The sequence below is a fragment of the Streptomyces sp. NPDC054786 genome (genome assembly GCF_053611685.1).
The window spans coordinates 16556-28515 of sequence record NZ_JBSHAW010000013.1; the positions used below are offsets into that span (position 1 = coordinate 16556).

Annotated in this window: 10 protein-coding genes; 3 read left to right on the top strand and 7 right to left on the bottom strand. The window is 71.6% G+C overall.

Features of this window, described 5'->3' with window-relative positions; all coding sequences use genetic code 11:
* Positions 1–12 precede the first annotated feature (12 nt).
* The 3 genes from ACWGI6_RS13155 to ACWGI6_RS13165 all read right to left on the bottom strand — a co-directional run bounded on the left by ACWGI6_RS13155 (position 13) and on the right by ACWGI6_RS13165 (position 3012).
* Positions 13–459 (bottom strand): PPOX class F420-dependent oxidoreductase, encoded by a 447-nt coding sequence (locus ACWGI6_RS13155; protein ID WP_393910347.1) that lies wholly within the window; start codon positions 457–459, stop codon positions 13–15.
* A gap of 235 nt (positions 460–694) precedes the next feature.
* Positions 695–1813: a phosphoserine transaminase gene (gene serC / locus ACWGI6_RS13160; protein ID WP_393910348.1), complete on the bottom strand. Its 1119-nt coding sequence runs from the start codon at positions 1811–1813 to the stop codon at positions 695–697.
* A 95-nt stretch (positions 1814–1908) separates the two neighbouring features.
* Positions 1909–3012, bottom strand: a complete 1104-nt coding sequence (locus tag ACWGI6_RS13165) for a helix-turn-helix transcriptional regulator (protein ID WP_453267570.1) — start codon at positions 3010–3012, stop codon at positions 1909–1911.
* 54 nt (positions 3013–3066) lie between these two features.
* On the opposite strand from ACWGI6_RS13165, the gene ACWGI6_RS13170 reads away from it, so the two are divergent.
* Together ACWGI6_RS13170 and ACWGI6_RS13175 are read left to right on the top strand one after the other, a co-directional pair.
* The gene (locus tag ACWGI6_RS13170; protein ID WP_453267571.1) at positions 3067–4650 is read left to right on the top strand and encodes an FAD-binding oxidoreductase; all 1584 of its coding nucleotides are present in this window, start codon (positions 3067–3069) and stop codon (positions 4648–4650) included.
* A gap of 96 nt (positions 4651–4746) precedes the next feature.
* Entirely contained in the window at positions 4747–7662 is a 2916-nt protein-coding gene (locus tag ACWGI6_RS13175) for an FAD-binding and (Fe-S)-binding domain-containing protein (protein WP_453267572.1), read from the top strand.
* Between the two features lie 143 nt (positions 7663–7805).
* Here ACWGI6_RS13175 and ACWGI6_RS13180 read toward each other — a convergent pair whose 3' ends face one another.
* The 3 genes from ACWGI6_RS13180 to ACWGI6_RS13190 all read right to left on the bottom strand — a co-directional run bounded on the left by ACWGI6_RS13180 (position 7806) and on the right by ACWGI6_RS13190 (position 10292).
* Positions 7806–8249, bottom strand: coding sequence for a hypothetical protein (locus tag ACWGI6_RS13180; protein ID WP_453267573.1), 444 nt, complete (start codon positions 8247–8249; stop codon positions 7806–7808).
* A gap of 425 nt (positions 8250–8674) precedes the next feature.
* Positions 8675–9526 (bottom strand): helix-turn-helix domain-containing protein, encoded by an 852-nt coding sequence (locus ACWGI6_RS13185; protein ID WP_453267574.1) that lies wholly within the window; start codon positions 9524–9526, stop codon positions 8675–8677.
* A gap of 10 nt (positions 9527–9536) precedes the next feature.
* Positions 9537–10292 (bottom strand): DUF6879 family protein, encoded by a 756-nt coding sequence (locus ACWGI6_RS13190; protein ID WP_453267575.1) that lies wholly within the window; start codon positions 10290–10292, stop codon positions 9537–9539.
* A 530-nt stretch (positions 10293–10822) separates the two neighbouring features.
* Between ACWGI6_RS13190 and ACWGI6_RS13195 the strand changes: the two genes are divergently transcribed.
* Positions 10823–11137, top strand: coding sequence for a hypothetical protein (locus ACWGI6_RS13195; RefSeq protein WP_453267576.1), 315 nt, complete (start codon positions 10823–10825; stop codon positions 11135–11137).
* 114 nt (positions 11138–11251) lie between these two features.
* Here the strand turns inward: ACWGI6_RS13195 and ACWGI6_RS13200 are convergent, their stop codons facing one another.
* On the bottom strand, positions 11252–11869 hold the full coding sequence (locus tag ACWGI6_RS13200; protein WP_453267577.1) for a GOLPH3/VPS74 family protein: 618 nt from the start codon (positions 11867–11869) through the stop codon (positions 11252–11254).
* Positions 11870–11960 lie beyond the last annotated feature (91 nt).

The following is an 11960-nucleotide window of genomic DNA, read 5'->3' on the forward strand; positions in this document are numbered from 1 at the left end:
AGCGGCCGGTCCTTAGATCCCCAGCCCCGATTCCTCCGCCGTCCGCTCCCGGCCCGCCTCGCCCTCGACCAGCCGCAGCTCGTAATGGAGCGTCCGGTCCTTCTTCAGCCGGTGCGCCAGCGGCACCAACAGGCCGTGGAGGAGGGGGTACTTCCGGGTCAGCGAACGCTCGGCGCGCCGGTACTCCCGGGTCTGCGGGTCCAGCAGCCGCACCCGTGCCTGCACGGCGGGCCCGGTGGGGCGGCCCCGCCAGGTGGCGGCGCAGATCTCCACCTCCGGGAAGTTCCGCATCCGCTTGGCCTTCCAGGCGCTGCTGTACGTACGGATATAGGCGTGGTCGCCGTCGACGGCGATATTGACCGGCGTGCCGACGCCGGTGCCGTCCCGCTTGAACGTGGTCAGCAGAACCGCCCCCTGCCGCTCGAAGGGGGCGAGGCCGGGGCTCGGGGGATTCGTCATGGCTCCCATACAGGCACATCCGGCCCGTTTCGTCATGCCGCGGTACGCCCGTTCGGGCGGCTACGGGGTCTTTGCTCCCTCCATACGGCGACGCGGCCACGCGGCTTGACGGAGCGTCGGCCGGTCGCCCGTTCCTTCCCTCGGTGAAGGCGGCGGCGAGGTTGCCGGGCCGGCACGACGCACAGGCCCCGGCGGTTGCCCGCCGGGGCCTGGGATGACGCGTACGGACTGACCGTTACAGCTTGCCGATCACATGGTCGATGCAGGCCGTCAGTGCCTCGACGTCCGACGGGTCGATCGCCGGGAACATCGCGACCCGCAGCTGGTTGCGGCCGAGCTTGCGGTACGGCTCGGTGTCGACGATGCCGTTGGCGCGCAGGGCCTTGGCGACGGCCGCGGCGTCGATGTCGTCGTCGAAGTCGATGGTGCCGATGACCTGCGAGCGCTTGGCCGGGTCGACGACGAACGGGGTGGCGTACTTGGAGTCCTCGGCCCAGCCGTAGAGGGTGCGCGAGGAGGTGGCGGTGCGGCGGACCGCCCAGTCCAGACCGCCCTGGCCGTTGATCCACTCCAGCTGCTCATTGAGCAGGAAGAGGGTGGACAGCGCGGGGGTGTTGTACGTCTGGTTCTTGAGGGAGTTGTCGATCGCCGTGGGCAGCGAGAAGAACTCCGGGATGTGGCGGCCGGAGGCGTGGATGGCGCGGGCGCGCTCCAGGGCGGCGGGGGAGAAGGCCGCCAGCCACAGACCACCGTCGGAGGCGAACGACTTCTGCGGGGCGAAGTAGTAGACATCGGTCTCGGTGATGTCCACGGGCAGGCCGCCGGCGCCGGAGGTGGCGTCGACCAGCACCAGCGCGCCCTCGTCGGCGCCCGCGACCCGCTTGATGGGGGCGGCGACACCGGTGGAGGTCTCGTTGTGGGTGAAGCCGTAGACGTCCACGCCCTGCTCCGCCTCCGGGTCCGGGTGGCTGCCCGGGTCGGCGGAGATGACGGTGGGCTCGTCCAGCCACGGCGCCAGCTTGGCGGCCTTGGCGAACTTCGAGGAGAACTCACCGAAGCTGAGGTGCTGGGACTTGCGCTCGATCAGGCCGTGCGTCGCGATGTCCCAGAACGCGGTGGAGCCGCCGTTGCCGAGCACGACCTCGTAGCCCTCGGGGAGCTGGAAGAGGTCGCGTACGCCGTCGCGCACCGCGCCGACCAGGTTCTTGACCGGGGCCTGGCGGTGGGACGTGCCGAGAAGGGAGCTACCGGTGGCGGCGAGGGCGCCGAGCGCCTCCGTACGCACCTTGGAGGGGCCCGCGCCGAAGCGTCCGTCGGCGGGCTTGATGTCAGCGGGAATCTGGATATCAGCCACGGGAGAAGCCTAATCCGTCGTGCTGCGGGGTTCGGCGGCGCGTCCAGCCGGTGAGATGACGGCTGCTCGTACGGTGGACGTGCCGGGGAGGGGCGTTATCGGGACGGGGTGTCCGCCGCGTAGACGGCGGTGAGGGTGGCGGCGGCCTCGGCCATCACCCGGCGGGCCTCGGGCGGGTCGAGTACTTCGAGGGAGTCGCCGAACTGCAGCAGCTGACGGACGGCACCGAGGACCGGGTAGGCCAGCTCGATGGTGGCCCAGCCGGCCCCGGAGCCCTCGTCGGCCCCGGAGCCCTCGTCGGCCCAGGTGCCCTCGCGGTCCCCGGTCCCGGCGCCTTCGCCGTTTCCTGCCTCCGCGCTGTCCCCTGAGGCCTCCTCGCCGTCGCGTGAGTCCTCGCCCTCACCCGTACGGGGCGGCCCGGTCAGCGCCCCGCCGAGGATCCGTACGGCCAGGTCGAGCCGGTCGCGGCGGATCCGGGCGGTCACCCTGACGCCCGCGGGCCGCTCCTCCACCTGCCGCCGCAGCTGCCGCCAGACCTCGGCGAGTTCGACGCCCGCGCGGCGCCGTACGGGGGCGTCGGTGAGGGCCGCCGACGCCACCCGGTCGGCCCGGAAGAGCTGCGGTCCGCCGCGCCGGTCCGCGACGAGGTACCAGGTTCCGGCCTTGGCCACCAGCCCGTACGGGTCGACGGTGTACGTCCGCAGCCGGGTCTCGCCGCTGTGGCGGTAGCGGATGCGCAGCCGTCGGTCGGTGAAGACGGCGGTGTGGAGTTCGTCCAGGTCGACGGCGGGGCGCGGGCCGCTCATCCACTTGTCCGGGTCGACCAGGATGCGGCTGCCGGCCAGCTCCGCGGCCGGCCGGTGCGGGGCGGGCAGCGCCGCCATCACCTTGCGCAGCGCCGAGCCGAGCGCCTCGTCCAGACCGAGCGCGGTGTGCGCACCCTGCGCGGCCAGGATGAACAGGGCGCGCGCCTCGTCGGTGGTCATCCCGGTGACGTCCGTACGGAAGCCGGGCAGCAGCGCGATCCCGCCGTGCCGGCCGCGTTCGGCGTAGACCGGCACCCCGGCCGCCGACAGCGACTCGATATCGCGGTAGACGGTCCGGGCGGATACCTCCAGCCGCTCGGCGAGCTCCCCGGCCGGCACCCGGCCGCGGGTCTGCAGGAGCAGCAGGATCGAGAGGAGCCGGTCCGATTTCACAGGCGCATTTATATATGACGGCGGGTGTCAAGTTATCGCGGCAGAGTGCGCGGCATGGAGATCAACGACCTCGCACGGACGCACCACGCCCCCGCTCTCGACCCCGTCGCCCTGCACACCCTCATCCGCGAGTCCCAGGGCCCCGTCCTCGTCCCCGGCGACGACGCCTACGACGCCGAACGGTCCGGATTCCAGCGGGCGTACCGGCACCGGCCGGCCGTGATCGTCGGTGCGGAGTGCGCCGGGGACGTCGTCGCCGCCGTGCGCTTCGCCCGCGCTCAGGGCCTGCCGGTCGCCGTCCAGGCCACCGGGCACGGGCTGTCCGCCGCCACCGACGGCGGGCTGCTGATCAGTACGCGGCGGATGGCCGGGGTGCGGGTGGACGCGGCGGCCCGTACCGCGCGGGTCGAGGCGGGTGTCGTCTGGGGGCAGGTCATCGAGGCGGCGGCCCCGTACGGGCTCGCGCCGCTCAACGGCTCCTCCCCGGGCGTCGGCGTCATCGCGTACACCCTCGGGGGCGGCGTCGGGGTGCTGGCCCGTACCTATGGCTTCGCCGCCGACCAGGTGCGCTCCGTCGACCTCGTCACCGCCGACGCCCGGCAGCGGCAGGTCACCGCGGACAGCGATCCCGAGCTGTTCGGGGCGCTGCTCGGCGGCGGTCACGGCCTCGGGGTGGTGACCGCGATGGAGTTCGGGCTGGTGCCGGTGGCCCGGCTGTACGGCGGGCAGCTGGTGTTCGGCGGCGAGCAGCTCGAAGAGGCGTCGGCCGCGTATCTGCGCTGGACCGCGACCGTCCCGGACGAGCTGACCTCGTCGCTCGCGCTGATCGCCTACCCGGACCTCCCGCAGCTGCCCGAGCCGCTGCGCGGCCGCTATCTCGCGCAGATCCGGATCGCCTACACGGGGAGCGCCGAGGAGGGCGAGCGGCTGGTGGCGCCGCTGCGGGCGGTGGGGCCCCGGGTGAGCGACGAGCTGCGCGAGATGCCGTACGCCGAGTCGCACACCATCCACCGGGACCCGAGCGATCCGCATGCCTACGACGGTGACAATGCGCTGCTCAGCGGGCTGGACACGGCCGCGCTGCACCGGGTGGCCGCGCTGACCGGGCCGGACGCGCCGACGATGTGCGTGGTCCAGCTCAACCATCTCGGGGGTGCGATGGCGCGGCGGGGCGGGCCGGACGAAGTGGCCGGTGCCGTCGGCCACCGGGACGCCCGGTTCGCGCTGCGGCTGCTGTCGCCGCTGATCGGATCGGATACGGGCGAGGACTTGGGCGACGGCACGGGCGAGGGGTCCGGCGCCGACCGGTCCGGCCCCGATGCGCACCGCTCCGACGGGCCCGGCTGCGATGAGCCGTGCGCCGACGGACCCGATGCCGCCCTCGCGACCGTACGGGCGCTGCACGCCGAGGCGCTGGCGGCCGTCGCGCCCTGGCGGATCGGCCGGAGCGTGAACTTCCTCTTCGGCCCGCACGGGGAGCGGCCGGACGCCCCGGAGGTGGCACGCAGTGTGCACGACGCCGACGACCACCGGCGGCTGGCCGGGCTCAAGGCCCGCCACGACCCGGAGAACGTCTTCCGCTTCCACCCGTCCGGGGCCGCGGCGGCCGGCCGGACACCGGCCGCCGCTCACGGCTGACCGCTCACCACCGCCCCCGACCGGCCCCGGCCACCGACCCCAACTCACGGCCCCGTCGATGCCCCATGAACCCGCTCCAGTGGGCAGGCTGGAGACATGGCTGATCGTACGGAGACGGAGAAGCGGAACCTGGCGAAGGAGTTGGCGGCCGCGGTACGGGGGGAGGTCTCGTTCGCCGCGGCCGACCGGGCACTGATGACGATGGACGCGTCCAATTACCGGCGGGTGCCCAAAGCGGTGGTCGCGCCCCGGGACGCCGAGGACGTCGCGGCAGCGCTGCGGGTGTGCCGGGAACACGGGGTGCCGGTGGTGCCCCGCGGCGGCGGGACCAGTATCGCCGGGCAGGCGACCGGTACCGGCGTGGTGCTGGACTTCACCCGGCACATGCGACGGATCGAGTCACTGGACCCCGCCGCCCGCACCGCCGTCGTCCAGCCCGGCGTCATCCTGGACGACCTGCGGGCGGCGGCCGGACAGCACGGACTGACCTTCGGACCCGACCCCTCCACCCACAGCCGCTGCACCCTCGGCGGCATGATCGGCAACAACTCCTGCGGCTCGCACTCGGTGGCCTGGGGCACCACCGCCGACAGCGTCCGCGAGCTGGAGCTGCTGACGTACGGCGGCGAGCGGGTGCGGGCCGGCCGCGGCACCGGCCCCACCGGCGCCCCCACCGGACTGCCCCCGCGGCTGCGGGACGGCGTCAAGGCCCTGGTCGACGCGGAGTTGGCGCTGCTGCGCACCGGCTACCCCGACCTCCCCCGCCGGATCTCCGGCTATGCCCTGGACGCGCTGCTGCCGGAAGCGGGCACCGACCTCGCCCGCGCCCTCACCGGCAGCGAGGGCACCCTCGGCGTGCTGACCGAGGCCACCGTGCGCCTGGTGGAGACTCCGGCGGCGCGGGCCCTCGCCATCCTCGGCTACCCCGACGAGAGCGCGGCGGCCGAGGCCGCGCACACCCTGCTGCCGCACCGGCCGATGACCGTCGAGGGGATGGCCGCCGACCTCGTGGGCAGCGCGGCCGGACTGCCCAAGGGCGGCGCCTGGCTGTTCGTGGAGATGGGCGGCGCGAGCCCCGGCGAGGCGACGGCACGGGCCGAGGCGCTCTGCCGGGCGGCGGCCGCGGACGGCGCCACCGACCACACCGTCGTCACCGACCCGGGCGGCCAGCGCGCCCTGTGGCGGATCCGCGAGGACGCCTCCGGCACCGCGACCCGGCTGCCCGACGGCAGCGAGGCCTGGCCCGGCTGGGAGGACTGCGCCGTACCGCCGGACCGGCTCGGCCCGTACCTGCGGGACTTCCGCGCCCTGCTGACCCAGCACGGCCTGCGCGGCACGCCCTACGGTCACTTCGGCGACGGCTGTATCCACGTCCGTATCGACTTCGATCTGCTGAGCGCGCCCGGCATCCGCCGCTTCCGGGAGTTCTCCTACGACCTGGGCGACCTGGTGGTGGCGCACGGCGGCTCGCTCTCCGGCGAGCACGGCGACGGCCAGGCCCGCGCCGAACTGCTCCCGAAGATGTACGGCCCGGAACTCGTCGGCCTCTTCGAGCGGTTCAAGTCGCTCTGGGACCCGGCCGCCGGGCTCAACCCGGGCATGCTCGTCCGTCCCGCACGGCTCGACGAGAACCTCCGCTTCGAGCTGCTGCCCAAGCGCCCCGTACCGGTCGAGTTCGGCTACCCGCACGACAACGGGGACTTCTCCGCGGCCGTACGGCGCTGCGTCGGCGTCGCCAAGTGCCGTAACACCGCGACCGGTCCGGGCTCGACGGACGTCATGTGCCCGTCCTTCCGGGCCACCGGCGAGGAGCAGCACTCCACCCGCGGCCGGGCCCGGCTGCTGCACGAGATGCTGGCCGGCGAGGTGATCACGGACGGCTGGCAGTCGCCGGAGGTACGCGATGCCCTCGACCTCTGCCTGTCCTGCAAGGGGTGCCGCAGCGACTGCCCCGTAGGGGTCGACATGGCCACCTACAAGGCGGAGTTCCTGCACCACCACTACGAGGGCCGGCGGCGCCCCGCCGCGCACTACTCCATGGGCCGCCTCCCCCAGTGGCTGCACGCCGCGGCCCCCGCCGCACCCGCCCTCAACGCCCTCGCCCGTACACCGCTGGCCGCCGTCGGCAAACGCCTCGGCGGGATCGCGCCCGAGCGCCCGATCCCCGAGCTGGCCACCGAGACCTTCACCCGCTGGTGGTGGCGCCGCCGGAAGACGGCGGCCCCCGAGGCCCCTTCCGGTTCCGGCCGCACGGTCATCCTCTGGCCCGACACCTTCACCAACCACCTCTCCCCGGAGGTCGGCCGGTCCGCCGTACGCGTCCTGGAGGCCGCCGGACTGCGTCCCCTCCTCCCCCCGACCGCACCCCCGCGCCCGGCCGGGTCCCCTCCGCTGCCGCGCCGCCACCGCCCTCTGTGCTGCGGCCTGACCTACGTCTCCACCGGCCAGCTCGACCAGGCCCGCGCGGTGATGCGCCGTACGGTCGACACCCTCAGCCCCCTGCTCCGCGACGGCCACCCCCTGGTCGTCCTCGAACCGAGCTGCGCCGCCGCCCTGCGCACGGACCTCCCGGAACTCCTGTCCGACGATCCCCGGGCCGCCCAACTGGCCGACTCCGTACGGACCTTCGCGCAGGCCTTGGAGGAACTGGCCCCCGACTGGCAGCCCCCGCGCATCGACCGCCCCGTCGCCGGCCAGACCCACTGCCACCAGCATGCCGTCCTGGGCGACGCGGCCGACCGCCGCCTGCGCGAACGCGCGGGCCTCACCGGCCGGCTGACGGGCGGCTGCTGCGGCCTCGCCGGAAACTTCGGCTTCGAGCGCGGCCACTACGACGTGTCGGTGGCCTGCGCGGAGGACCAACTCCTCCCCGCCGTAAGGGAATCCCCCGAGGGGACGGAGGTCCTCGCCGACGGCTTCTCCTGCCGGACCCAGCTCGATCAGCTGGGCGACCGGCCGGGACGGCATCTGGCGCAAGTGCTGGCGGAGGCGTTGGGGGAGGAGGGCACCTGAGGCGAGCCCACGGTGGCCGCCCTCCGCCGGGCCGCCGCGACGGTGCTGCGGGGCGCGCCGGGGGGCCGTGAGGTCGGTGCCGGGGACGTCGTCGGCTCCGGCACCGTGGCCTGCGGGCGTCGAGGAGCGGCGTGGGCCCGCCGCTACCCGGCGGCGAACGCCGACCGCATCCGCCTGCTGTTCACGATCAGCACGACACCCAGCAACAGGACTCCGCACAGGGCCTGTTCGGCCTTCAGCCACACCGGGAAGGCGCCGGGCAGCGCGATGATGACCGCGATGGCCGCCGGCATGATGCCGGACGCCAGCCGCAGCCGCAGATAGGACCGGCTGTGGCCGCGGCCGGTCCGCGCCGCGAACGAGACCATGAGCAGGGAGGTCGCGACGACGATGGACGCGCGCACCCACACGGCGTCGGTCACGAGGTCGGGGTGGTGACGCAGCAGGATGATGGCGAGCAGCGTGAGCCCGCTGAGTACGGCGTAGCAGCCGACGAGCAGCTTGGTGCTGCGCAGTGCCCGCCGGAGGTGCGGATGGCGGAGGTCTCCGCCGGACGGTGCGACGGAGTGCGGCCTCGGGGAGTTCATGGTGATCCTTTCTGCGTCGTGCGCACCGCGGCTCCCGGCGTCCGGGAGGGCGTGACGCGCGGGGTGACCGGATGCGGCATGGTCGTGCCCCACGGGGAGGTGACGGTGGGACCGTGGCCGCGCGAGCCGCAACAGGCGTTGCGGTGGCGGCTCCTGCCGCGCGGACGGCCGGTTCCAGGGTCGCCCCCGCCCGCTGCCGCTTCATCGTTCACACGGACGAGACGCTGCCCCGGCCGGCCTCAGGGACCTCCCGGGGCCGCCCCGTAGTGGATTTGCTCAGCAACCGGTTTCTTGGAACAGCTGGACCAAACTGTGCTGGCGTGGTTTCAGCCCGTCGCCTACCTTGTGGCACCATTCGGTGTACGCCGACTCGGAATTCGGTGACTGCGGCATTGCGTGCATCGTTGTATATCCAGCAAGGGGCGTCATGGAGAACAGAGCGACCGACGGGCTCTGTTGATCACGTTCTGCGCCTCGGTGCCGTAGACGGCGGACTCCCGGAGTGTGTTCCAGACGTTCAGGTACAGGGCGATGCTGTCGGCGTCCTCCAGCCACAACTCTGCATGCCAGTCCTCGGTGACTGCCAGCCGGTTGTCCAGCACGTAGAAGCCGTTGGCCGTAGGAATCTTGAGCGATGCGCTGAAGGGCACTATCCCTAGCTCTACCGTGTCCAGGCCGATCACGCCTGTGAGGCGGTCCAGCTGGGCGGCGAGCGCTGAGGGAGGGCAGATCCGGGCATGCAGCGCCGCCTCCCACATGATGATGCGGAACTTCCTGCCGGGCTGGTACAGCAGCTCTTGGCGCCGTAGCCTGGCTCGTACAGCTTCATCCGTGTCGCGCGGAGAATTCTGGAGTTCCGCGTAGCGGGTAAAAATGTGCCGGGCATAATCGGCCGTCTGAAGCATTCCTTCGATGACAGATTCTTGCCAGCCGTGTATGACCTTGGTCCGCGCCACTTCGGTGTTCCAGTTTTCTTGTACTGGACGATGTCCCGAAGCAAGTTGACGCCGCCACGACCGGATCTGTGATTCGAAACCTTGTAGGCGCGCATACAGCTCGGTGAATGCCTCGGGCTGTTCAGTGGCGTCCACCCACGCTCGAAGGTCTTCCGGGCTGGCGGTCTGCTTCCCGTTTTCCAGCTTGTAGATTTTTGAATGTGTCCAGCCGAGACGTTGTGCCAGCTGGGGCCCGGTAAGCCGGCCTCCCGGGCGCGAGATGCGGAGTTCGCGCAGGCGCACTCCGAGCGCGGCTCGCGCTTGTTGGTAGTCCGTACTCACCGGGTACGACTCACTCCTCGGTTGCGGCTACCAGCGCCGCGAACTCTTCGTAGGGGGAGGAGTGATGCAGCGCGGCATCGCGTGCCTGGGCGTACCGCATCACTTCCGCGGGATTCGTGATCAATTCGACGTGCAGGAGAGTGTCGGCCTCGTCGAAGTGCAGCAGTGCGATGAACCTTGAGTCGAAGATCCAGAAGTCTTCGGCGGGAAGTTGAAGCCGCTCAGCGTCGGCGCGCCACAGGTTGCGCATCTCCTCTCCTGTGGCTGAGTTGCGCTTCGCGTTGTCGAGTAGGTACAGCTGGCCGGTAGTCGGAGGATTATCGATGATGCGCACCCGGCCGACGCGCTTACCGACTGTCGTTTGTGCACGCATGTTCCTGCACCATTCGTCGTCGGGATCCCATGTCACAGTGCCCGTCTCGACGAACTCGCGGTAGGTCTCGTCCTCGCGGTCGGAGGCATAGCCCCGGCGGCTCTCCAGACGCCATGCCGAATGTTCGAACGTCTTGAAAAGCTGGGCGAACTCGGCCAAGTTGATGATCTTGGGCACGCGCGTGACCTCCTTGGGGCCGAAATCAACGAGTAGCTCCGGTGGCACGACCACTGCGATCTCGCCGTCGTATAAGTGCTGGAGTTGGCCGAGGTCTTCGGGGTGGGTGAGCGGCTTACCTTGCACGATCCACTCGCCCGTGTCTAAGTCCTCGTGCAGGGCGGGGCAGCCGCCGCTGCCGCTGTTGGTGCCGTTGAAACGCAGTCGCCGTGCCATGGCTTTCTCCCTCGTGACGGGGGTGTGAGCCTCCAGCATCACCGGGCCTCGGAGTCCCGCACCACAGCTTGTACTTGCTCGTGTGAGAACAGGCGAGAACATTCGGCCATTCTCCGAGGACATGGGAGAACATTGCCTGGTGGCGTCATCTTTCGCTTCCTAACGTCCTGCTCATGACCGCACCAACAGACGCAGCAGTGGCGGAACTCGTCGAGGCGACCGGATGAGTACTCCCACGAGCGCATCCATGACGCACAAGTGCCCCGAGTGCCACGACCTTGAGCGCGGCCGGAAGCAGGCCGCAGCGGCCAGGGATCTCAGCAGGGTGACCGACTTCGATGTCCTCATCGTGCGCCATCGTGCGAGGCACCGGACGAAGCCGTGAAGGGGCGGGGAACGCAAACTCCCGCCCCGGCCGCCATTCCCTGGGCAGGACACGGCCGGAGCGGGCGGGCCCGCGAGGGGCCCTCGCAAGTGCACGACGACGCGCGGACCGACCGTGCGTCGACACAGCACCCGAGGAGAGCACCATGCGATACCGCCTCGATCCGGTCAAGTACGGCGGCGATGAGGGCGACAACGAGGGCGACAACGAGGGTGACAACGAGGGCGACAACGAGGGCGACAACGAGGGCGACAGCGAGGGCGGCAGTCCCAACGGAGGCTGTGGCGACGGCCAAGGCTGTGGCCGTCAGGAGTCCGTGGACCGGGCGGCCCCGTCCCTCCACGGGGGCGTGGGCCGCTCCTTCGGAGCAGTTCATGCACCGCGTTCGCACCAGGGAGAGAGATGGCCGGACCCCACCACCACGCCTACGTCTGGCTCGGCAGCGGCGACGGGCTCGTGAAGCCGGGTTCGAGGGCGACGGGATTACGCCTGCCCGGCGCGGTAGTCCGGCAGGGTCGGCAGGGTCGGCAGAGGCGGTGGTCCGGCAGGCCGGACCAGGTCGTTCGTGCGGTCGTCATCCGCCCGGGCCTCGCCAGATATTGCTGAAGGCCTCCTCGTCGATGGCTCGCCGTTGGCGTTCGAATTCCAGCTCGTTCACCGCGTCGGTGACGGCGGCGAGCACTGTCTCCACCGCGGTGTCGTCCACGTTCGCAGGTTCCTCTGTCCGCTCGCCGCGGATTCCGAGGGGCGCCGCAAGGCCGGCGAGGAGGGGCTCGCCCGAGGTCCAGCGGCTCGCCGCCCCGCGGCGTGCGGGCGAATCGGCCAGCGTCATCTGGCCGCCGGTCCGGAAGGGTAGCCAACGGCTGCGGGGTTGCCGAGTGAGCTGCCCTTCCTCCTCGAGGGCGGCGAGGTAGGCCGTGGCGAGGCCGCGGCCTCTGCGCCACAGCCAGTCGTAGACCGACTCGTACGGCGGCTGTTGGTCGAGTGACGACGCGGCCTCGTCCATGAGGCGATCGGCCACGGCCGGACGGTAGCCCGGCACGATGCGGTCGCCGTCCAGGCTGATGGCTTGCGCGTCCAGGAGGTCGATCAGCTCGGCGCCCGCGAGCGCGAGCGACAGACTGCCGCGCTCCAGAGTGCGACTGGATTCCAGGTCCATGGCGACGAACAACAGGTCCCGCGGTGTGGTCATGAAGGGCTCCACGTCAGCGCATCAGGAGCATGAGCATGCTTGGGCATCGGGAGCGACGCTTGGGCATCCGGAGTGATGCGTCGCTGGGCGA

Excerpts from the sequence above, each read along its gene's own strand:
- ACWGI6_RS13170 (WP_453267571.1), top strand. The coding sequence starts at position 3,067 with ATGGAGATCAACGACCTCGCACGGACGCACCACGCCCCCGCTCTCGAC.
- ACWGI6_RS13190 (WP_453267575.1), bottom strand. The coding sequence starts at position 10,292 with ATGGCACGGCGACTGCGTTTCAACGGCACCAACAGCGGCAGCGGCGGC.
- ACWGI6_RS13175 (WP_453267572.1), top strand. The coding sequence starts at position 4,747 with ATGGCTGATCGTACGGAGACGGAGAAGCGGAACCTGGCGAAGGAGTTG.
- ACWGI6_RS13195 (WP_453267576.1), top strand. The coding sequence starts at position 10,823 with ATGCGATACCGCCTCGATCCGGTCAAGTACGGCGGCGATGAGGGCGAC.
- ACWGI6_RS13180 (WP_453267573.1), bottom strand. The coding sequence starts at position 8,249 with ATGAACTCCCCGAGGCCGCACTCCGTCGCACCGTCCGGCGGAGACCTC.
- ACWGI6_RS13200 (WP_453267577.1), bottom strand. The coding sequence starts at position 11,869 with ATGACCACACCGCGGGACCTGTTGTTCGTCGCCATGGACCTGGAATCC.
- ACWGI6_RS13155 (WP_393910347.1), bottom strand. The coding sequence starts at position 459 with ATGACGAATCCCCCGAGCCCCGGCCTCGCCCCCTTCGAGCGGCAGGGG.